The 22925-nt window shown below is 29.0% G+C and carries 23 protein-coding genes and 1 riboswitch; of the genes, 8 read left to right on the top strand and 15 right to left on the bottom strand.

The window, feature by feature from the left end; all coding sequences use genetic code 11:
- From Q1J48_RS00700 to Q1J48_RS00655, 10 genes are all read right to left on the bottom strand, one after another.
- Positions 1–830: carbohydrate ABC transporter permease (locus tag Q1J48_RS00700; protein WP_300360611.1), on the bottom strand; the 830-nt coding region annotated here is incomplete at its 3' end.
- Position 831: 1 nt separating this feature from the next.
- Positions 832–1710, bottom strand: coding sequence for a carbohydrate ABC transporter permease (locus Q1J48_RS00695; RefSeq protein ID WP_300360610.1), 879 nt, complete (start codon positions 1708–1710; stop codon positions 832–834).
- The gene (locus tag Q1J48_RS00690; protein ID WP_300329682.1) at positions 1710–2957 is read right to left on the bottom strand and encodes an ABC transporter substrate-binding protein; all 1248 of its coding nucleotides are present in this window, start codon (positions 2955–2957) and stop codon (positions 1710–1712) included. Before Q1J48_RS00690 ends, Q1J48_RS00695 begins: the two co-directional genes overlap by 1 nt.
- A 163-nt stretch (positions 2958–3120) precedes the next feature.
- Positions 3121–4452 (bottom strand): MATE family efflux transporter, encoded by a 1332-nt coding sequence (locus tag Q1J48_RS00685; protein ID WP_300360609.1) that lies wholly within the window; start codon positions 4450–4452, stop codon positions 3121–3123.
- Between the two features lie 279 nt (positions 4453–4731).
- Positions 4732–5874, bottom strand: a complete 1143-nt coding sequence (locus Q1J48_RS00680; RefSeq protein ID WP_300360608.1) for a pyridoxal phosphate-dependent aminotransferase — start codon at positions 5872–5874, stop codon at positions 4732–4734.
- 27 nt (positions 5875–5901) lie between these two features.
- Complete coding sequence (gene dapD / locus Q1J48_RS00675) at positions 5902–6606, bottom strand: 2,3,4,5-tetrahydropyridine-2,6-dicarboxylate N-acetyltransferase (RefSeq protein WP_300330300.1); 705 nt, start codon at positions 6604–6606, stop codon at positions 5902–5904.
- A 104-nt stretch (positions 6607–6710) separates the two neighbouring features.
- Positions 6711–7415 carry a 4-hydroxy-tetrahydrodipicolinate reductase gene (gene dapB, locus Q1J48_RS00670; protein WP_300330303.1) on the bottom strand — a complete coding sequence of 235 codons (705 nt, stop codon included), beginning with the start codon at positions 7413–7415 and terminating at the stop codon, positions 6711–6713.
- Complete coding sequence (gene dapA, locus Q1J48_RS00665; RefSeq protein WP_300360607.1) at positions 7406–8293, bottom strand: 4-hydroxy-tetrahydrodipicolinate synthase; 888 nt, start codon at positions 8291–8293, stop codon at positions 7406–7408. Before dapA ends, dapB begins: the two co-directional genes overlap by 10 nt.
- Positions 8294–8302: 9 nt before the next feature.
- Complete coding sequence (locus tag Q1J48_RS00660) at positions 8303–9298, bottom strand: aspartate-semialdehyde dehydrogenase (RefSeq protein ID WP_300330309.1); 996 nt, start codon at positions 9296–9298, stop codon at positions 8303–8305.
- 19 nt (positions 9299–9317) lie between these two features.
- The gene (locus Q1J48_RS00655) at positions 9318–10520 is read right to left on the bottom strand and encodes an aspartate kinase (protein WP_300330313.1); all 1203 of its coding nucleotides are present in this window, start codon (positions 10518–10520) and stop codon (positions 9318–9320) included.
- A 124-nt stretch (positions 10521–10644) separates the two neighbouring features.
- Positions 10645–10817, bottom strand: a riboswitch (Lysine riboswitch).
- Between the two features lie 176 nt (positions 10818–10993).
- Here Q1J48_RS00655 and Q1J48_RS00650 point away from each other — a divergent pair.
- The 6 genes from Q1J48_RS00650 to Q1J48_RS00625 all read left to right on the top strand — a co-directional run bounded on the left by Q1J48_RS00650 (position 10994) and on the right by Q1J48_RS00625 (position 15963).
- Positions 10994–12184, top strand: a complete 1191-nt coding sequence (locus tag Q1J48_RS00650) for a M20 metallopeptidase family protein (RefSeq protein WP_300360605.1) — start codon at positions 10994–10996, stop codon at positions 12182–12184.
- Positions 12185–12366: 182 nt separating this feature from the next.
- On the top strand, positions 12367–12840 hold the full coding sequence (locus Q1J48_RS00645; protein ID WP_300360603.1) for a hypothetical protein: 474 nt from the start codon (positions 12367–12369) through the stop codon (positions 12838–12840).
- 30 nt (positions 12841–12870) lie between these two features.
- Positions 12871–14190, top strand: coding sequence for a toxin-antitoxin system YwqK family antitoxin (locus tag Q1J48_RS00640; RefSeq protein WP_300360601.1), 1320 nt, complete (start codon positions 12871–12873; stop codon positions 14188–14190).
- 25 nt (positions 14191–14215) lie between these two features.
- Complete coding sequence (locus Q1J48_RS00635; RefSeq protein ID WP_300360599.1) at positions 14216–14740, top strand: hypothetical protein; 525 nt, start codon at positions 14216–14218, stop codon at positions 14738–14740.
- A 36-nt stretch (positions 14741–14776) separates the two neighbouring features.
- Complete coding sequence (locus Q1J48_RS00630; RefSeq protein ID WP_300360597.1) at positions 14777–15451, top strand: hypothetical protein; 675 nt, start codon at positions 14777–14779, stop codon at positions 15449–15451.
- A 17-nt stretch (positions 15452–15468) separates the two neighbouring features.
- Complete coding sequence (locus tag Q1J48_RS00625) at positions 15469–15963, top strand: hypothetical protein (RefSeq protein WP_300330331.1); 495 nt, start codon at positions 15469–15471, stop codon at positions 15961–15963.
- Between the two features lie 111 nt (positions 15964–16074).
- On the opposite strand, the gene Q1J48_RS00620 is transcribed toward Q1J48_RS00625, so the two are convergent.
- Together Q1J48_RS00620 and Q1J48_RS00615 are read right to left on the bottom strand one after the other, a co-directional pair.
- The gene (locus tag Q1J48_RS00620; RefSeq protein ID WP_300330334.1) at positions 16075–17190 is read right to left on the bottom strand and encodes an NAD/NADP-dependent octopine/nopaline dehydrogenase family protein; all 1116 of its coding nucleotides are present in this window, start codon (positions 17188–17190) and stop codon (positions 16075–16077) included.
- 61 nt (positions 17191–17251) lie between these two features.
- Positions 17252–18718 carry a YfcC family protein gene (locus tag Q1J48_RS00615; RefSeq protein WP_300360613.1) on the bottom strand — a complete coding sequence of 489 codons (1467 nt, stop codon included), beginning with the start codon at positions 18716–18718 and terminating at the stop codon, positions 17252–17254.
- 175 nt (positions 18719–18893) lie between these two features.
- On the opposite strand from Q1J48_RS00615, the gene Q1J48_RS00610 reads away from it, so the two are divergent.
- Together Q1J48_RS00610 and Q1J48_RS00605 are read left to right on the top strand one after the other, a co-directional pair.
- Complete coding sequence (locus Q1J48_RS00610; protein ID WP_300330337.1) at positions 18894–19556, top strand: response regulator transcription factor; 663 nt, start codon at positions 18894–18896, stop codon at positions 19554–19556.
- Positions 19553–20857, top strand: a complete 1305-nt coding sequence (locus tag Q1J48_RS00605; RefSeq protein WP_300360596.1) for a sensor histidine kinase — start codon at positions 19553–19555, stop codon at positions 20855–20857. Before Q1J48_RS00610 ends, Q1J48_RS00605 begins: the two co-directional genes overlap by 4 nt.
- Before the next feature lie 172 nt (positions 20858–21029).
- On the opposite strand, the gene Q1J48_RS00600 is transcribed toward Q1J48_RS00605, so the two are convergent.
- Genes Q1J48_RS00600 through Q1J48_RS00590 form a run of 3 tightly spaced genes read right to left on the bottom strand, consistent with a single transcriptional unit; the run spans position 21030 to position 22917 of the window.
- Complete coding sequence (locus tag Q1J48_RS00600; RefSeq protein ID WP_300330343.1) at positions 21030–21347, bottom strand: energy-coupling factor ABC transporter substrate-binding protein; 318 nt, start codon at positions 21345–21347, stop codon at positions 21030–21032.
- A gap of 9 nt (positions 21348–21356) precedes the next feature.
- Positions 21357–22079 carry an energy-coupling factor ABC transporter permease gene (locus Q1J48_RS00595; protein WP_300330346.1) on the bottom strand — a complete coding sequence of 241 codons (723 nt, stop codon included), beginning with the start codon at positions 22077–22079 and terminating at the stop codon, positions 21357–21359.
- Between the two features lie 10 nt (positions 22080–22089).
- Positions 22090–22917 (bottom strand): energy-coupling factor ABC transporter ATP-binding protein, encoded by an 828-nt coding sequence (locus tag Q1J48_RS00590; protein WP_300360595.1) that lies wholly within the window; start codon positions 22915–22917, stop codon positions 22090–22092.
- Between the last annotated feature and the right edge of the window lie 8 nt (positions 22918–22925).

Raw genomic sequence — 22925 nt, 5'->3', positions numbered from 1 at the left:
GAACCTTTTGTTAAACCTGAAATTAAATATCTTCTAAATACAAATGAGAATATCATTGGAGGTATTATTGTTAAGATACCAGCTGAGGCTATCTGTCCATAAAGTATCATATCCTTTGAAGAAAATTCTGCAAGTAAGACTGTCAATGGTTTTACATCTCTTGATGCTGCTAAAATCAAAGGAAGTTGGTATTGGTTCCAAGCTTTTAAAAATATTATCAACATTCCTGTTAATATTATAGGATATACATTTGGAATTAAGATATATATCAAAACTTGAAATCTATTACAACCATCAACTAGTGCCATCTCCTCTATTTCAATTGGAAATTCTTTAAAATAATTCATAGATATCCAAGTGATAAGAGGTAGGAATGATGAAATATACACAATAGCCAACCAAAAAATATTATTTAATATTCCATACTCTGAAAATATTGTATATAGAGGTATTATTGTAGTAAAAACAGGTATTATTATTGTGGAAATAAGAAGTCCCATTATTTTTAAAATAATTTTCCCCTTATGTCTTGCAAAAACATAACCAGTTACAACAGCTAGAGGTGTTCCTATTATCACAGTTATCGCACTTGTTATAAAGGAGTTTTTCATAGATAATAGAAAACTACTCCCCTCTTTTGTTGAATATGTTAATAATTTTTTATAATTTGAAAAATCAAATTTTTGAGGCAAGAAAACTGCCTTTCCAGTAAAAATATCTTTCTCTGAACTTAAACTTATAATTATACACCAAACTATTGGAACAAGAACTATTATTAAAAATATTAGAACTCCCAACCAATAAAAAATATTTTCTTTTTTTATCTTCATCTTAAGCAGTTCTCCTCTTTAAAACTTTTATATAAATCAATCCTAGTATTCCACAGATTATTGTTATTGTATAGGATATTGCACTTCCATACCCTATATTAAAAAATGAAAAAGTTTGGTTATAATTATATATCATATATGTTTCACCTAATTTTCTAAATCCTACCAAGGCCACTATCTCATCAAAAACATTTATCCCTGTCAAAACAAGATTTGTTATCACTATTAAAAAAGTAGGAAAAAGTATAGGTATCATTATACTTTTTATCTGTTCAAAAGTTGTAGCTCCATCTACCTCTGCTGCCTCAAAAATATCTTCTGGTATAGCTTTTATATTTGCCAAAAGTAAAATTGTACAAAAAGGTATAGTTCTCCAAGCCACTATCAATCCAATTATTATTAAGGCTCCATATCTAGTATTTAGCCATAAAATTGGTGAGTCTGTTAAATTAAAATAATATAAAATTTTATTTACTAAACCAAATTCTGGATAGAAAATAAATTTCCAAATAACTCCATTAACCACAGGAGGTAAAACCCAAGGAATTATTGCAATGGCTGTTAATATATTTGTTAATTTATTTTGTCTATTTAGTATCAAAGCTGTTAAAAAACTAAATATTATCCCTACTATTAAAATAATTCCTACCACTATTCCTGTATTTATTAATACATCATAAAAGTTTCCGTCCTTTAAAATATCAACATAATTTTGAGTACCTATAAATTTTCTTGCATATGGTTTTGTTAACTGGTATCTTTGAAAACTATACATCAAAGTTAAAAAAACTGGATATAAAACTGTACATATCATAATTAATATTGATGGTAAAATTAAAAAGTATGGAAAACTTCTACTCCCTAACTTTTTTATATTCATTAGTTATTTTTGACCAATTCCTTAATTTTCTTATCAATCTCTTCTAAAGCTAATTCTGGAGTTATATTTCCACTAGCCATTTTGTTTATTGTATTATAAATAGCATTACTCATTTCAGCATAATAAGCTGGTACACCAGTAGGGAATGGTGATTTTATTAATAATGAAGTTTCTTTCATTGCTCCAGAGTTTTTAATCTCTCCTGCATCAATAACCTCAGTAAGAACTGAAGTTCTTGTTGGAATAGTACTCATCTCTTTAAAGAAAGCTCTTTGTGAATTTTTTGAAGTATACCACTCTACAAATTTCTTTGCAGCCTCTTTATTTTTTGAAAGAGAAGAAACACCAACAGCCTCTGTTAATGCCATAGTTTGAGTTGCCTTTCCATCTTTACCCGGAGGTAGGATAACCTCTATCTCTCCTATTACTTTTGATTGTTTTGGATCAACAGCTCTTGCTATAAACGAAGTTGGTCCAACCATAAATCCTGAGTCTTTAGATAATAGCTCTCTATATGTATCTATTGCACTCATTGTTAGGTTTGCTGGATTTATCATTTGAGATTTTACCATCTCATCTATAAATCTTAAAGACTCTAAAGCATTCTCTCTATTTAATGTTCCATCTTCATTGAAAACTTTTCCATCTCTTAAATATGTTAACCAAATAAATGAAGTTGTTGTACCCTCATTGGCATTTAATGGGAAAGTGTATGGGTATTTTAAAATATTTTTTTCTTTTAAAATCTTCATATTCATAACTACATCATCCCAAGTTTTTGGTTCTTCTAATCCAGCTTTTGAGTAGATATCTTTGTTATAATAAGCTATACGGAAGTCGTTTGCATATGGTATAGCTAAAACTTTACCATTTACAATAAAAGTATCCAAACTAGGAATATCTTTTATATCCTCTTCTTTTACATCCAATGGCTCCAACCAATTGGCACTATTAAACTCCCCTATCCAAGACCAGTCAACCTCAAAAACATCTGCTGCTGCTTTTTTCCCACTGGCTGCAATAGCTATTTTATTTCTCATATCATCCCAAGAAACTGTTTCTACATTTACCTTTATTCCACTCTCTTTTTGAAATTCATCAAGCATCTCTTGAGGAGGAACTCCCCAGTCTGGTATCATAAATGATATTTCATTATTTAAATTATTTTTTGTATCTTTCTTCTCTGAACATCCATTAAAAATAATAGTCAATCCAAGTAAAAGTCCTATATATAATCTCTTTTTCAATTTATCCACCTCTCTTCATAAAGTTTTCTCTATTTTAATTATAAATTTTTCTACTATAAAAGTAAAGAATTAAATAAAAAACTTTTTTACTTTTAATAAAAAAAGGAATTTATAAACCATTTTACAAAAATGATTAACCAAATTCCCTTACTTTTATTTTTTATTATACAAATTTTTTATTTTTCCATTTTTTACTTGTCCATCTTATAAACATTGCTATACCTCTTGACCATTCATCAAGAGCATTTGCTAACCATATCCCAACTAAGCCCCAGCCAAGTTTTATTCCTAAAACATATGAGAATGGAACTGCCACTATAAAGATAAATATAATCCCTATAAACATTGGAAATTTTATATCTCCAGCAGCATGAAGTGAGTTTATAATAACTATATTAAACACCCTTCCTACTTCTAATAATATCATCCAAGGGAAAACTTTTAAAGATGCCTCTAATATATAAATATCATTTGTAAACATTCTCATAATAGGAGTTCTAAATAATGCTATTAAAGAGGTTACCACAAAAGATAAAACTATTGAAATTTTTAAGCTTCTTAAACATTTTTTATAAGCATCATCCTCTTCACCAGCTCCAACTAACTGTCCAACTTGAATTGCTGTGGCGTGTCCCAATGATATTGAAAAAGTCATTATGAAGTTTGCAAGTAACATTAAATATGTTCTTGAAGTTATCATAGTTGTACCCATATTATTTATCATTGCCATTATCATAAGCTGTCCTATATTCCAAGCAAAGTTTTCTCCAGCTGTAGGTATCCCTATTGACAAGATATTTTTTACCATATAAACTGGGAAAGGTTTAAAATATTTTTTTCTAAATTTAAATTTGCAGTATCTACTCATAACTATAAATCCAACTATGCAACCAAAGAATCTTGAAACAACTGTTGAAATTCCAACCCCTGTTGGTCCAAGTATAGGTGCTCCAAACCAACCAAAAATAAACATCCCATTTCCAAAAATATTTAAAAGGTTTACCCCTATATTAACATAAAGCATAAGTTTTGGATTTCCATGGCTTTTCATTATAGCTCCACAAGTTAATGTTATAGCCTGAAACACACATAGTCCCCCAACAAGTTGGAAATAGTATTTTACCATGTCTGAAAGCTCTATTGGTAAGTTTATCTTCCTCATAATAAACTCCCAGAATATAAAATAAAGAGCTCCCATTATAACACCAAGTATCAAATTTAGAACTAAGGAAACTGTTATTACCTCTTGAACTTTTTCCTTATTTCTTGCCCCAATAAATTGAGCACAAAGTATAGAAGTTGCCAAGTTGATAAAACCAAAGATAACGTTTTGAATATTTAAAACTTGGCTTATCCCTCCAACTGCTCCAACTGCCTCATCACTATATTGCTTTAACATTATTGTATCTATATTTCCTACTATGGTTATAAGAAGAAGTTCTAGGAAAATAGGTAATGTTAAAGAGATTAAAGATTTTACTTTTATTTTGCTCATCTCTCCCCCTAAATTTTTTCGAAAAAAAATAAGGACATCTATAAATATTTTATAAAATATTTAAAAAGAAATCCTTTTTTAAATTAATATTATTAAAAAATAAATTTTATAAAACATATAAAATTTTATTTTAAGAAATAAACTATTAATTTTTAATCTTCTAATAATTTTAACAAAAAAAACTCTTTTTTTCAAGAAAAATTTTTCTTTTAATCAACTTATTTAAGTAATATAAAATAACCTTAATACTAAAAAGTATCAAGGTCATTTATCTAAAAATTATTTTTTATGATTGTCTAAATATTTTTTCAATCTGTCTGCTGTTTCTCCAAGAGTTGGGATATCAGCTATTAAAGAAATTCTAAAGTATCCCTCATTTCCAAATGAAATTCCTGGAACTAAAGCTACTTGAACCTCTTTTAATACATCCATAGTAAACTCAAACGAATCTAAATCTGAGAACATAGTGTATTTTACAAATAGATAGAAAGCTCCCTTAGGTTTTACAACTTCAAATCCTAAATCTATAAGTCTTTTGTATAAATACTCTGCTCTTTCTTGATAGATTTTTCTTACATGACTTCTATCACTATATTTTGTGATAGCTGACTCTGCTGCTGCTAGAGATACTGCAACTGGAGATCCTAATGTGAATAAAGTAGCATTTACAAATAATTTTCTATACTCTAATGGGAATATAGTATATCCTACTCTCCATCCAGTCATTGAGTGTGATTTTGAGAATCCATTTACTATTATTAATTTATCTTTAATTTTTGGGAAACTTGCAAATGAAGTGAAGTCCACAAAAGATAATTCATTATAAATTTCATCAGCTAAGATAAATATATCCTTATCAGCTACATAATCTACTATTTTCTCGATCTCTTCTCTACTCATTACATTTCCAGAAGGGTTAGATGGGTTACAAATTAAGATTACTTTTGTCTTATCTGTAACATACTGAGCTAATAATTCTGGTGTTATTGTAAAGTTTGTTTTAGAAGTATCAACAAAAACAGGTTTTGCATAAGTCATTGTTATCATTGGTAAATATCCTGGATAATATGGTTTGAATATTATTACCTCGTCACCAATGTTAAGTAGTGTTTTAAAACATGAAGAAATAGCTTCAGAAGCTCCTATATTCATTACTACGTTGTCTGCTACATAAGAACACCCATATTTCTTATTGTAGTAATCAGCGATTATTCCTCTTAACTCAACTCCTCCTCCTGTTGGTGGATAACTTAATTTGTGAGTCATAGCATATTGACATGCGTCTTCTACTATTCCTTTCTCTGTACTTAAGTCTGGCTCTCCAATAGTTAAGTTAATTGAATTGTCATATTTTTTAGCTTCCTCATTTAATACTCTGATTAATGAATATTGAATTTTAGCTACATTCTGGTTTACTTGCATCTTGCCTCCTATTTATTTTTCGACAGCCTATTTTCTCAGGTCGTCAACTAATTGCGTTTTTTCCAAAGTCTTTTCATCCACTGTTTTTATTATTCTTGCTGGGTTTCCAGTTACAACAGCCCCTGCTGGAACATCTTCAATTACAACAGCTCCTGCTCCAACAACAGCTCCTTTTCCTATTCTAACTCCCTCTATAACAACAGCGTTTGCTCCTATTAAAACTCCATCTTCTACTATTACTGGAGTTGCTGAAGGTGGTTCTACTACTCCTGCAAGAACAGCTCCTGCTCCTATATGGCAGTTTTTACCAACAGTGGCTCTTCCTCCAAGAACAGCTCCCATATCGATCATAGTTCCATCTCCTATGATAGCCCCGATATTTATTACAGCTCCCATCATAATAACAGCATTATCTCCGATAGTAACCTTATCTCTTATTATTGCTCCTGGCTCTATTCTAGCATTGATATTTCTCTTATCAAGCATAGGAACTCCAGAGTTTCTTCTATCGTTTTCTATATATACATCTTTTATTGTATCTTTATTTGCTTCTAGTAATTTTTCTACTTCTGATGATTCTCCTATAACTATATAAGATCCGTCACCTTTAAATATTTTTGCTTCTACTTCTGTACTTAGTAATTCACCATTTATATATGCCTTTACTGGTGTACTTTTTTTCGAATTTTTTATAAAAGCTATTATTTCAGTAGCTGTATTTACTCCGTTCATTCTTCCTCCTAGTTAATTGTGGCTTTTGTTGAAAAAATACTTCTTCCCACTCAAACCACCGTGTAAAATTATATCATACAAATTTAAATCTGTCTTGTCATTTTTTATAAATTATTAAATATGTCTTTCATTTCATAAAGTCCTGGTTCTTTATTAACCAAAAATTTTGCAGCTTTTATTGCTCCTATTCCGAATATCTTCTTAGAAAGTGCTGTATGTTTGATCTCTATTATTTCATCATTCCCACAAAATAGAACAGAATGTTCACCAACAATAGTTCCGCCTCTCACTACACTGACACCAATTTCATTTTTTTCTCTTTTTTTAATTCCCTCTCTTCCATAAACTTTTTCCATCTTTTCTGAGCAACCTTTTTCGATCACATCTAAGATTGTTTTTGCAGTTCCACTTGGAGAATCTACTTTTTTATTATGGTGTTTTTCTATAAGTTCTATATCATAATTTCCATATAAAATAGGAACTATTTTTTCTAATATATCTTGCATAAGATTTACACCTAGAGACATATTAGAAGATAATAAGATTGGAATATTTTTAGAAACTTCTACTATCTTATTATATATTTCATCTGTATATCCTGTTGTTGCTATTACAAGAGGAATTTTTTTCTCATTTGCATAGTCAAGAAGAGTGTTTAATCTTGAAAAATGTGAAAAGTCTATTATAACATCTCCCTCTTCATTTGTTAACTCATCAGCAAAACCAGTTACTTTTATATCAGTGTCTTCAGTAGCTAATTCTCTTACAACACTTCCCATAGCTCCTGTTCCGTGTATAATTATTTCCATTTTTTTACCTCGTGTCTATCAATTATTGAATGTAATTTTTCTATATTTTCTTGATACATTTCTCCTAGTGGTAGTCTACATCCTCCAACTTCATAACCTAAATAGTTCATAGCCTCTTTAACAGGAACTGGATTTGTTTCTATAAACATACCATTTGAAAGTTCATTATATCCAAGTTGTAATCTACAAGCCTCTTTTGAATCTCCATTTAAGAAACTCATTACCATATTATGAATAACTTCTGGAATAATGTTAGCTGAAACTGATATTACACCTTTTCCACCTAAAGATAGAATAGGAACTGTCATATCATCATTTCCTGAATAGATATCAAGTTCAGGAACTTGTCTTGCTATCTCAGCTGCATAAGATATATTTCCACTTGCCTCTTTTATAGCCACTATATTTTTAAATTTAGCTAATTCTTTAACTAAAGATACTGATAAGTTTACCCCTGTTCTTCCTGGAACATTATATAAAATTATTGGAAGTTCAACACTTTCAGCTATCTCTTTATAGTGTCCATAAATTCCTCTTTCATTTCCTTTATTATAGTAAGGAGTCACCACTAAAAGTCCGTCTACACCTAAAACTTCAACTTTTTTACTAAACTCCACTGCTATCTCTGTTGAGTTAGAACCTGTTCCAGCTATTACAGGTATTCTTTTGGCTATTTTATCCACAGTAAATTTTATAACATTTAATCTTTCAGACTCTGTCATTGTAGATGCTTCTCCAGTTGTCCCAGATATTACAATAGCATCAGTTTTATTTTCTACATGATACTCTAAAAGTTCTCCTAATTTTTTATAATTTACTTGATTGTTTTCATCAAATGGAGTTACAAGTGCTACTCCTGAACCAACAAATATTGACATTTTTACCTCCTAAGCCAATTTATTTTTTATATCTCTAAATAATTCTGCTATCTGTACAGCATTTGTTGCTGCACCTTTTCTTATATTATCAGCTACTGTCCAAAGGTTTACACTATTTTCTGTACTGAAGTCTCTTCTGATTCTTCCTACTAGTACTTTATCTTGACCAGTGGCATCACTTGCTAAAGGATACTCATTATTTTTAGGATTATCCACTAAAATAATTCCCTCATATTCTCCTATAACTTTTTTTACATCTTCTATATCAAATTCTTTTTCTAGCTCTGCTGTTATTGAAACTGAGTGAGAGTTTATTACTGGAACTCTTACACAAGTAGCTGTTACTGGTAGATTTGGCAATCCTAAAATTTTTCTTGTTTCATTTATCATTTTTATCTCTTCTTTAGTATATCCATTATCTAAGAAACTATCTATATGAGGTAAACAGTTGTTAACTATTTGATGTGGATATACTTTTGGCTCAAGACCTTTTAATCCATTTTCTAAGTCTTGAACACCTTTTTGTCCTGTTCCTGATACAGCTTGATATGTATTATAGATTACTCTTTTAAGTCCATATTTATCTGCTAGAGCTTTAAGTGGTGCCATACATTGAATTGTTGAACAGTTTGGATTTGCTATTATTCCGTGATTTCCAAAAGCTGCATCTTTATTTACCTCTGGTACTACTAATGGAACTTCGGGATCCATTCTCCAAGCTGAAGAGTTATCCACTACAAGACAACCTTTAGAAGCTGCTATTGGAGCAAATTTTTTACTAACATCTCCACCAGCTGAGAAAAGTGCTATATCGATCCCTCTGTCAAAACTTGTTTCTGTTAATTCCTCTACTGTATATTCTTTTCCTCTGAAAATTATTTTTTTACCAGCACTTCTTGCTGAAGCAAATAAAAATAATTCTGTTATTCCTAAATCTCTTTCTTCTAAAACTTTTAAAAATGTACTTCCTACTAATCCTGTTACTCCTACAATTGCTACTCTCATTATTATATCCTCCCAAAAATTATAAATTAAATTCTCTCGCTACTCTTTCAACTGCTACATTTATATCTTTTCTATTTATACTACAAGAAACGCTTATCTCTGATGTTGTTACTTGATAGAAATCAACTCCAGCCATACTTAAAGCTTTAAAGAATTTTCCTGATACACCAGAGTTATTTATCATTCCTACACCAACTATTGAAATCATAGCCATATTATCTTGATAATCCAATTCACAATTTATATCCTCTTTTATTCTTGAGATTGCTTGTTCTAGTAAGTATCTCTCTCCCTCAACACAACTAAATGAAATTTTTGCCATTCCATCATTAGTTACATTTTGAGAAATCATATTTATATTTAATCCAACTTCATTTATTATAGAAAATATTTTTGCTATTCTCTCACTAGAATATTCTATTTTTGAAAGTGTTGTTACTATTATCTCCCTTGTTACGCTTATTCCTGTTACTAATTTATCCTCTAAAATATCGTTCATATCCATTATCCAAGTTCCTCCTGTTTCGCTTAAAGTTTTTCCAACAAATATAGGTATATTATATTTTTTACCAATTTCAACTGCTCTTGTTTCCATTATTCCAGCACCTAAATTGGCCATTTCCATCATCTCTTCATAAGAAATTTTATCTAAAAATTTTGCCTCACTATATAATCTAGGATCTACACTATAAATTCCCTCTACATCTGTGTAGATTTTACATTCACAATTTAAAGATACTGCTAATGCCACAGCACTTGTATCAGATCCCCCTCTTCCTAGTGTAGTAATATCACCATTATCGTTTATCCCTTGGAATCCTGCCACTATTACTACATTATCATCTTTTAGATATTCCTCTATTCTTTCAGTATCAATTTTTTTTATCTTACTTTTTGTATGAACTCCCACTGTTTTTACATTGGCTTGATACCCAGTAAGTGATACTGCTTTTTGTCCCATAGAATTAATTGCCATAGAAAGCAGAGATACAGTTTGCTGTTCTCCTGTTGAAAGAAGTGAGTCAAGCTCTCTTTGACTTGGAGTTTCACTTATCTCTTTTGCCATAGCTATTAAAGCATTTGTTGTTTTTCCCATTGCAGAAGCTACAACTATCACTTCATCATATTTAGTTTTTTTCAAGTTAACTATATATTCAGCTATTGCTTTTATCTTTTCGATAGTTGCCACACTTGATCCACCATATTTTAGTACTACTCTCATAAAAATATCTCCTTTTTACTTTTTTAAATAAAAAAACCAACAGACCGATCTGTTGGTTAATATTTTCATAATTTTTACTAAAATATATAAATATACTTAAGATTTAAAAGAATGAATAAATTACTCAACAGAAAGCACAACATTGAAATTCAATGACAGTTTTATGAATATTTTCCATAAACCCAACTTAGCTAAGTACCCAACTCAACTAAATTTCGGCGATTTACCCTTTTATTATATATCATAGCTAGGTAACTCCATATAATTACTCTTGTCAATCGCTCCTCAATCCGTTTTTGTTCTATTGTTGTAATTCTATAACAAAACTTTCAAAAATAAAAATATATATTTTATATACATTCTCTTAATTTGATATATATACACTATTTTTTAACTTTATTTTAAATTTATTTGTTTTAAAAAATTTTTTTTGCTATAATTTTTAATAATCAACTTTTCAGGAGGAAATTTTTATGATAAATAATATTTTAGAAAATATTGATAAATATAATACTTGGTTTATAAATAACAGAAGGGAATTGCATAAAATCCCTGAACTTGATTTTGATTTACCTGAAACTACAAAATACATCACTTCTATTTTAACTGAACTTGGTGTCAATTACAAGACAAATATAGGAAAAAGTGGAATTATAGCAAATTTTTATGGAAAAGATAATTCTATAACAATAGCCTTAAGAGCTGATATTGATGCTCTTCCTATTTTAGAAACTTCTGACTGCCCGTATAAATCTCAACACGAAGGAAAGATGCACGCCTGTGGACATGATGTCCATTGTTCTATTCTTCTTGGAGTTGCTAAAATTCTCTCTGAAATAAAAGATGATTTGCCTTGCAATGTGAGACTTATATTCCAACCAGCTGAGGAAACTACTGGGGGAGCTTTACCTATGATAGAAGATGGGGCTCTTGAAGGAGTAGATGCTATTTTTGGTATCCATGTAGATCCTTTTATAAATTCTGGAGAGATTGGAATTAAATATGGACCAATGTTTGCTGCCTCAACAACTTTCAAAATAAATATTCTTGGAAAAAGCACTCACGGAGCCTTCCCACATAATGGAATTGATGCCATTGTAACTGCTAGCCAAGTTATAAGTTCTATCCAATCTATTATCTCAAGAAATACTGATGCAAGAGATTCAGCAGTTATAACTTTTGGAACTATTAACGGAGGAACAAAAGAAAATATTGTAGCTGATGAAGTTTCTTTAACTGGTATCATTCGTACTCTTTCTCAAGAGATGAGAACTTTTATTAAAGAAAGAGTTAAAGATATGAGTGAATTTGTATGTAAAGGATATGGAGCAAAAGCTGAAGTATTATTTAAAGATAGTTACAATGCTTTGATTAATCACGAAGAGTATGTTGACATTGTGAAAAAAAGTGGTATAGAGTTACTCGGTAAAGAAAAAATTATCACTAGAAAATATTCTGAAATGGGAGCCGAAGATTTTGCTTATTATTTAGAAAAAGTTCCCGGAGCTTTTTTCTTTTTAGGAATTAGAAACGAAGATATTGGAGCTATTGAGCCACTACATAATGATAAATTTATGGTTGATGAAAGTTCTATTATTGTTGGAATAAAAATGCAAATCTTAAATATTTTCAATGCCTATGAACATCTAAAAGCTAGTAAGTAACAGTTGATTTTTAATATTTTTTATAGTATAATTATAAAAAATATTTACATATCAAAATTAAATATTTGACTTTATATTTAAAATACTTCTTTAACTTAATTTAAGGAGATGATGCTTATGACTTAATTATTTATTCCTATAAATAATTTTGTTATGAGCATTTTTTTATTTGAGGTGATAGAATGCTAAGAATAATTGGAATTATACTTATTTTTATAGGATGTTTTAATCTTTACCAATATAATAAAACTATGAAAGAAAATTTTTATACAAAGGGAACTCTTACTGAATTTTATTATTCCCCATCTAGAAATAGACATTATCCTATATTTAGATATGTAGTTAATGGAGTCACTTATAATGAAGAGTACAGAGGAAAGTACACAAACAAGGAAAAAATAGATGAGTTAAAAAATATAAATCCTGATGAAGTTCCAGAAAAAACTAAAAAATTTATAAAAAAATTAAAAAATATAAATTTTATTGAATATGAAATAGGAAAAGAGTATAAATTAGTTGTAAATAAAAATAATCCTAAAGAATTTTGGATAGCTGATGATGGAGCTAATAAAGGAAGAGAATATATTTTAATAATAATAGGAAGTATATTTTTAGTAATATCCTTTCTTTCCAAAGCTATCAAAATAATATTTTAAAACTCTTTATAAAATTGATTGGAGGAAAATATGAAAATAAAAATAATTTTAGGAACTATATTATTTCTTTGTGTTACTTCTGGAACCTATATTTATTATAATAGATATTCATTTTTTAAATATCTTCCTGCTATTGAAGATAATGAAAAAGTGAGAAATATAAATGGTAAACTTTCTGTTGAAGATGGAAAACCTTTTACTGGAAGACTAAAAAAAACAAATGATGAGTATATGGACATCTATTCATATAAAGATGGTGAACTTAATGGATTAAATGTTATATATTTTAAAAATCAGATAAAAGAGATTGGACATTGGAAAGATGGAAAACAAAATGGAAATTTTAAACTATATACAGAAGAGGGAGTTTTAGTTGATAATACCAATTTTAAAGATGGTGAAAGAGATGGGGTTACAGAACACTATTATAATGATAACGGAAATTTAAGACTAAAAACTAATTTTAAAAATGGGGTTATTGAGGGAGAATATATTGCTTACTATCCTAATGGAAAAATTTTATCTAAAACAACTTATAAAAAAGGTAATCCAATAGGTGAATATAAAGAATACTATGATAATGGAAATTTAAAGCTAGAAGGTAGTTTTAATGAATCTGGACAAAACGGCTGTTGGAAATTTTATTCTGAAAATAAAATCCTAAAAAATATAGCTAATTTTAAAGATGGAGCTCTTAATGGTATAAAAGAAGATTACTATGACAATGGAAATTTATGGACAAGAAAAGAGTTTAAAAATAATATCGAAGAGGGAATTTATGAAGTTTACTATGAAGATGGTACTCTTCAATCTAAAGGAAAAATAAAAAATGGGCAGGTGATAGAAGAAGAAAGAGATAATAAAAATAGTGATGATATGATTAGTATAAAAGAGATCTCAGAAGATGAAGAAGTAGACAAACAACTTGAAAAAGGAATGGAGGAGTTAGGAAAAACTATGGGTGAAGCTCTTAACTCTATGGTAGAAACTGCTTTAATTTCAAATCTTGTCTATATGAATCTTTTAAATGCTGAAAACCTTGCAACATCTGAGGATAAAATAACCATAGATGAAAATATTGATATTTCATTTAAAACTAATTTTAAAAATGGAGTTTATAGTATAAATGTTCCTTTTAAAAATGACTATCTATGGATTGAAATGAAAGAAAATAAAAAAGGAAAACATAGTTTAAAAACTACTGATTATGAAAAATTTAGAAAAACTAATAAAAATATGAAAATAGATCTTAAAGAGATAATCTACCCTACAATAGATGATTTCTATGAGGAAAATAATAAAAAACCTAAGTTCTTTGATGTAACTATTTCTATAAAAAATCATTCTTAAAATTTCTATATAACGAGGTGATAAAATGAAAAAATTTATTTTTGTTTTAAGTTTACTTTTATCTGCTCTATCTTATTCAGAAGAGAAATCTCCTATAACTAAAGCTGTATCGTCTGTGGTATCTGAAACAGTGTCCACAGGAAAAAATATCTTAAAAGGGGTAAAAGATGGTATAGATTCTGGAAGAAAAGAGGGAGAAAGTTTAGATGAGGCTTTAATCATTTACAATAAAGAACTTTTTGAAAAATATGTAAAGGTTTCAGTTCTATCAGTAAAAAAAGATGAAACAGGATACAAGGTAACAGTTGGATTAAGAAATGAAACAGATAAAATGATAAGGCTAACAAATCTTCACGAGAAAAAAACTCTTCAACTTTTAGACACTGAGGGATTTGCAGTTTTTGCTCTAGGTCCATTTGATGATATTAATATTCCAACTAAAACAGCAGTTAAAAATACTTTCTGTTTTCCAGCTGATGGAGTACCAAAAATTATAAAAATATATGAAAGTGAAATTCAAATAAATGACAGTGTAATTGATATAAAATAGATAGAAAATAAAATTTTAATATAGAGGTGAGGATAGATGAAAAAAATTTTTATTCTTATAATCTGTTTTTTAATATCTTTTTCTGTAATCTATTCTAAAGAGGGTGAAAATAAAATGTCTAAGGATAATTCTAAATTTGAAATTCAAGTTAATGATATATCTTTCACTATTCCAAACACTCTAAAAAAATTTCTAAATGATGGTTGGAATATCACCGATAAAAAGCCGTATTTTTTAAATCCTTTGGTTGGAGAGGACTACTATGATATACGTACTGATTGGTCTCTGTCCAAAGATGGTAAAAGTATTATTAAAGGGGGATCTATCATCAGACTTTTAGAAAAAAATGGTATCCTTTTGGAAGTTACAATAAAAAATCCTGATATACCTGAAGAAAGTGAAAATTATAAAAAGATAGAAGAGGGGATAGTAAATTCTATTATTGTTTTTTATGATAAATCACATTCTAATATTAAATTAAACAATAAGGAGGTCAGTAGCTTATCACAAGAGAACTTAATAAAAGATTATCCTCAAAGTGATGGCTGGATACACGTCCCTACAAATTATAGAAATCACCCTGAATTTAATGTCTCAACAGAGTATACTATTGTTAAAAGTGTCAATGATTTTGAAAAAAATATCACTGTTTATTTTGATTTAGAAGATAAACCTTTCAAAATAAGTATATCTGATGAAACATTTTTTTAAATTTAAAAGGAGAAAAAATGAAAAAATACTTACTACTGATATTTTTATTACTATCTTCCATTTCATTTGCTAAATGGGAAATTGAAAGAAATGAAAATAATAAAAATATAATAGTTACCTCATCTATTAATTCTGAACCAAAACAGAGTGGAAAAATTTATATATCAAAGAATAGTTTGAAGGGTTCTCTTACTTATTATTCTATGACTTTACTTGTGGATAAATGCAAACCATCTCCTATTGAAAATAATCAAGATGATTCTTTGGAAAAAATAAAAGTAAATGTAAAGATAGGATATTTGGATGAAGTAGAATACCCGGGACTTGTAAATAAAAATAAACCTTATGAAATATATTTAATTTTTATAAGTAATGAAATGGAATTATTAAAAGGGTCTAAAACTTTAAGGATTAATTATGAAGGGGAAAACTCCACTTCTTGTTGGCTTGATTTTGATTTATCTGGTTTAGATGAGGCTTCTAAATCTTTAAAAACTAGACTAATATTTTAATGGGCAGTTAAAACTGCCTATTTTTTTATGCAATATAAAAAGCGCCCTCAAAAATTTGAAGACACTTTTTATTATTACTATCGGGAAGTTAAACTTTATTATTATAATTTATTAAAAGCTTTTTAGCATTTCTACAAATTCATCATGTTTTACATTAGCAAATCCCATTTTTTCAAGAGTACGTCCCTCTTTGAAATAGTCAACATCATTATAAGCTGATGCTATTTTTATACAAGATTCAACAACTGGTACATCTATTCCTGAAAGTTTAGCTAATTCATAGCAAGGAACTAATAAGTAAGCAACATCTTCAGTTATGTATCTTGAGCTAGAACTATTTGGGGAATTGTTTATTTTTCCGTGGGTAGTGGAATCTCTGTTGAAAGCATATACTGTTTCATACTCAGTTCCATAAAGGGCATTCATTGCATCTAGTTCTGTTCTTAAAGATAATCCTAAAGCTTGTCCAACACTTAAACGTTCCTTGTCCATTTTGGCAGCTGCTCTAGATGTAGCTGGACTGCAACAATCTCTATAATAGTTGAAGTTTCCATTGAAGTTCTCTAGTAATCCCATATTTAGAGTTGTTAATAGTGGATGTCCACCGAAGTTTATATTTTCTAGTCCAGCAGTTATTGGGTTTGATAATACCTCTACTGGTATTGGTAAAACCTCTGCTAATTTTTTCTCTATTAATGATTTATCTTCTGTATTAGCCATTATACTTAATGGAAGGAATTTTTTTATTCCCATTATTGTTATTACTCCTGGTGTAACTATTCTACAAGCCCAAGGAATTGATATTGCATCAGCAAAGTTTATTCTTACATCTTTTTTGTCGCTCTCTCTTAACATTTTTGAAAGAACTAAACTTCCATAGTTTCCTGGCATTAATAATATTGTTTGTCCATCTTTTAAATAAGGTATCATTGATTCAAATAATTTCTCTTGTGCAAATGAAGGACATACCATAACAAATATATCTGCAAATTCCATTGCTTTCTTTATTTCAGTAGTTGCTAGTTGAATATTAGCAAATCCAGAACATAACATATTACATCCGTGTGATTCATTTAAAGCTTTTATTCCTCCAGCTTCTTGTATAGCTTTTATTTGTTTATCAAATTTAGGGTCATCATATATACATACGTCGTGTCCTAATTTTGTGAAATGATATGCTGCTGTTACTCCCCCGTTTCCTGCTCCAATTACTGTTACTCTACTCATAATAACCTCCTGATTTTATATTATCTTTTTTATTTTTATTTGTAATTCTTGTTTCCTAAGTTTATAGCATATTGCTTATTGTTAATATTGTGATTGTTATTACAATTATTCCTACGAAGAATGGAATTATATGTTTTAGCCATCTTTCATATGGAACATTTGTTAAAGTTAAAGCCCCCATTAAAACTGCTTGTGTTGGAGAAATGAAATTCATTGTTTCAGCTCCAGCTTGACAAGCCATTACTACATACTCTCTACTTATTCCCATAAAATCCCCAAGAGGTGCTAATATTGGAATTGTTGCTGTTTGTAGTCCTGATGATGATGGTATAAGTAATGATACTGGTATATATAAAAGATATGTTATTGCTGGGAAAATCTCTGCTTTTAAGTTTAAAAGTACGCCCTCTCCATAATTAAGAATTGTATCTATTATCAATCCATTTTTCATAACTACTGAAAGTCCTTTTGCTACTCCTAGAATTAACGCAACGCTTAAAATATCTTTTGCTCCTGCTACAAATAAACTAACTATTTTCTTTTCTTCATATCCGTAAAGTTTTCCTATTAAGGCAGCCCCTACCATAAATAGCATTGTCATCTCTGAAAAATGCCAAGTTCCTAAAGGTTTACTAAATCCTATAAGTGCTTTGATGATTTTTGAACTCATTAAAAGGTTGTGGAAATCTTCAAAGATATAAATATTAAATTTATCAGCCCAAGGAATAATAGAGATTATCATTATCACAAACATTGTTATAAAAACTGTCATTACTCTTTTACGTTTAGAGTCAAACTCTAAAACTTCTGAAGAGTCTTTTCTAAATTTGCTTTCTGTTACATCCTTAATATCATAAACTATTGATTTTTTAGGATCTTTTCTCACTCTCTCTGCATATCTCATTGTAAATGCTATTGCAAATATCAGATATGTTAAGAATAAAGCAAATCTAACAAAAATTCCGTCGCCCAAAGATATTCCTGCAAGGTTAGAACCGATTCCAACTGAGAATGGATTTATTATCCCTCCTGCTATTCCGATTCCTGCTCCCAAGAATATTACCATAATCCCCGTTACAACATCATATCCAGCTGCTAACAAAACTGGTAAAATTATTGGATAAAAAGCTATTGTTTCTTCTGCCATTCCATATGTAGTCCCCCCGAAAGCACATATGGTCATTATCACTGGTATTATTACTTTTTCTCTACCTTTTAATCTACCTGTTATTTTTGATAAAGAGGCATCTATCGCTCTTGTTTCAAATAAAACTCCTAAACACCCTCCAAGTACAAGTACAAAAAGAATAATATCTATCGCACTACTGAAACCTTTTATTGGTGCCATTAAAATATCCCATAGCCCTTGAGTATTTGATGCTACCACTTTGTAAGTTCCTGCCACTGGAGTACCATTTACATATTCATACTGCCCTGCTGGAATTACAAAGGTTAATAATGCAACGATACCTGTCAGTAAAAATAAAATTGTAAATGACGTCGGCATCTTAAAACCTTTTTTCTTCATTTCCACTTCACCCCTCCCTTTGATTTGTCTATATGATACAAAATCAATGTATAAAAAATATAACAACAATCTAGAAAAAAAAGTTTTTTTGTGTTAGAATGTATAAAAATTGTATCGAACTTTAATACAATATTTAATTTTTTTACAGAAACAATTGAACAAGAAGGGATTTACTATGAATGAAGAAATTTGCTTAGTTGAAGATGAAAAAGATTTAAATCAAATGTTGACATTTTATCTTAAAAACTCCAACTATAATGTTACATCTTGTAAAAATATGCAAGAAGCTTTAAATGTAATTGATAAAAAATTCAAACTATGGATTTTAGATATTATGCTACCTGATGGGAATGGTCTAGAACTTATGAAGATGTTAAAACAGAAGTCTCAAGATAACCTTGTAATAATAATCTCTGCTAAAGGGGATTGTTTTGACAGGGTTACTGGGTTTGAAATCGGTTGCGATGATTATATCTCCAAACCTTTTTTACCTACTGAATTGATTTACAGAGTTAAAAATCTAATAAAACAAAATCGAACTGTTGAGTCTGATGAGATTGTTTTCATTGATCCATACACTATCAACTTTACAAAGAGAACTATAAATGAAAGTGAAAATTATATTGAAATTACAAGTAGGGAGTTTGAAATTATAAATTTCTTTATTAAAAATAAAGGTAAGGCTATTTCAAGAGAAACTTTATTAAATGAAATTTGGGGCAATGATTACTTTGGAAGTGATAGAACTGTTGATAATTATATAAAAAATATTAGAAAAAAATTACCAAAATTAAAAATTGAAACTATCTATGGATTTGGATATAGGTATAATATATGAAAAAACTAAAAAATATCAGAACTAGAATAATATTTTTTACTACTATTTTTATAGTTTTTATATCAATCACTTCTATCTCTATTGTTTATTACTGGTCATTTGTGCATTTCAGTAAAATTTTTGAGGACAGAGTTATATCTAATTATGCACTTAATCAAAAAAAAGATCTTGGAATTGAAAATGAATGGATACTAGGAGTCACTACAAATAGTATTGATGTAGTTCAGAGTATTCACGGAGAAAAAGTTGCTGATATTATAGAAAATAATGCAAAATCTCAAAAAGAGATAAGCAAACTTTATAAAGATAAAATAGATGGAAAACATCTTCTTTATACTATTGAGTTAGAATTAAAAAATGGGGAAACTATCTATGAATATTCTGTTGTAAAAAATATTTATGCTGATATTTTTCCAAAAATTTGCCTTTGGTTTTTAGGATTTATACTATTCTTAGTAGGTGTATCTATTTGCTATACTTATTTTGTAAGTAAAGAGCTTTATATGGATATAAAAAAACTTAGAGAGTATACTAAGAAAATAACAGAGGGAAAAAAGGTTAAAGATATACCTATAAAGACAACAGATTTAGAGTTTCAACACCTTATATCTGATTTAAAAATTATGAAAGAGACTTTGGATAAAGAAAGTGCTTTGAGACAAACAACCTTACAATATATATCCCACGAGATGAAAACACCTCTTATGATAATAGAAGGTTACACTACATCTGCTATGGATAATCTTTATCCTAAGGGGGATTTAAATTCTACTCTTGAAACTATTATCACCCAAACTCATAGAATGAAACAAAAAGTTCAGGACTTAATAACTATTATCCATTTGGAGTTTGCTAATAATTTTGATGAAAATATAGAGGAATTTAATTTTTCAGAGGTTGTTTTAAAAGTTTTAGATCTTTTGGCTGTGAAAGAAAGTTCTAAAAAATTTAGTTTAGCTATTGATAAAAATATAACTTTCAAAACGAATAAAGAAAAAGTGAAAATTTTAGTAGAAAATTTAATAACTAACCAATTAAAATATTCTGAAAGTTTTTTCTCAATTTCAACTAAAACAGTTGGAGAAAATTTATACCTTTATTTTTATAATGATGGTACTTCTGTTCCTGAAAAAGAAAGAGAATTTTTATTCTCTCCTTTTATAAAAGGGTATAATGGGGGAAGTGGACTTGGACTTTCTATCTGTAAATCTATTGTTGAATACTTAGAAGGGGATATTTATCTTGCTGAAACTAAAACAGGTACTCTGTTTGTTATAAAACTTCCTAATAAAATTAACTAATAGTATCTTGCACCTAAAATCTTTAAAATTAGATTGAGGGTGCATTTTTTATAAAATTATTTTCTAAAAAATAGATTATAATTTCATCAATAATAAAAAAAGCTAAAGAAATAAAAAATTTCTCTAGCAATTTTTAAAATTTATTTTTTTATTTTTATAATCTCAAAATATTTTATAAATCTTCGTCCTCTTTACCTAATCTCTTTCTCTCTACCATACGCCCCATATAGAAAGCTATTATTCCAACACCTATAGCAGTTTGTAGACAGAAAAATAAACTTTCAACCTCTCCAGGTAACTCTCCACCTATTGCTTTTTCAAGGATTGGTTCAAACCAAGGCTCATATCCTTCGTGTATACTCTCTATCATAACACTTCCAGCGTCATCAGATCCACCAAACTCTGCATCTTTTAATAAAAATATTGGAGATATTGCCATAAGCATTACTACCAACAATAAACTTACCACTAATTTTTTATCTTTACTCATCTTTTCCTCCTAAAATTTTATATTTCTTAACTCTTTTCTAGCATATTTTTCTAAACCGATTATTATAATAACTGTTAATATTCCCTCGATAATTGAAAGAGGTAGTTGTGTTGGTGCAAAAACTCCTAAGAATTTTACAGCTGATACTAAAACTCCACCATTTTCTGAAGGGAAAGCCATTGCAAGTTGTAAACTTGTTACACAGTAAGTTGCTAGATCTCCTAACATAGCCCCTAAAAATATAGCAATTCTTTTATTTACTTTCATTCTTAAACATAGTTTATAGATGATAAAAGTTATTATTGGTCCTGCTATACTCATAGAAAAAGTGTTAGCTCCTATTGTAGTTATTCCTCCGTGAGCTAATAAAAGAGCTTGGAAAAGTAAAACTATAAGTCCAAGAACTGCCACTATTGAGGGTCCAAAAAGTATTGCCCCAAGTCCTGTTCCTGTCATATGAGAACAACTTCCTGTTACAGAAGGGATTTTTAAAGATGAGATAACAAATATAAAGGCCCCTGCCATAGCTATTAAAGTTATATTTCTTGGGTTTTCATTCAATCTACTTTTTATAGATTTCATTCCATATAAAACAAAAGGTAGGGATACAACTATCCAAAGTAAACTGTATTTTACAGGTAGGTATCCTTCCATTATATGCATTGCATTTGCACTAGAAAATATTAATACCATAAATGCTGGTAATAAATTTTTTAAACTTAATTTTTTCATTTCTTCTCCTTTAAATTAATTTTTTTAATTCTTCAATATCCTTTGGTAAAATTTCTTGAGGCTTTATTATATTTTTTCTAACTAACTCCTCATAGATTTCAAAAACAATCGGCTTTTTTAAATTTGCTTTTTTTAAAAGTTCATCATTTGAAAATATCTCTTTAGGTGTTCCATCCCCAATTATATTTCCATCAGAAAAAATTACCACTCTATCTGCAAACTTAAAAGCAAAATCTATATCGTGAGTTGATAGAAGTATTGTTTTATTTTCTTTTTTCAATCCATCTAAAATATCCTCCAATATCCTTATATTAAATTGATCAAGCTCAGCTGTTGGCTCATCAAAAATAAATATATCTGGTTTCATAGCCACAATATCAGCTATACAAAGTCTTTTTTTCTCTCCACCACTCAAGTAGTGTGAAGGGGTGTCCAAATATTTTTTTAAGTCCATCTTTTCAGCTATCTCCTCTATCCTACTTAGCACCTCTTTTTTATCAAGTCCTAAGTTTATAAGTCCAAAGGATAGTTCATCAAATACAGTAGCTCCTATTATTTGATTATCTGGATTTTGGAAAACTATTCCAATCTTTTTTCTAAGATAATTTAAATCCTCTTTCTTTTTACCAATCTCTCTTTCTCTCAAATAAATTCTTCCACTATCAAATAAATAAACCCCGTTTAAATTCATAAAAAAGGTTGTTTTACCTGATCCATTATTCCCTAAAACTGCTATCTTTTCACCAGAAAATATCTTAAGGTTTATCCCTTTTAAGATCTCCCTCTCTTCATTATATGAAAATCTTAGATCTTCAACTCTTATTACTTCATCTTTCATAATTTTTT

Source organism: Fusobacterium sp., assembly GCF_029258315.1.
In the GTDB taxonomy this organism is placed as follows: Bacteria; Fusobacteriota; Fusobacteriia; order Fusobacteriales; family Fusobacteriaceae; genus Fusobacterium_B.
The sequence above is the reverse complement of the archived record's forward strand: the minus strand, read 5'-3'. Positions and strand labels throughout refer to the sequence as shown.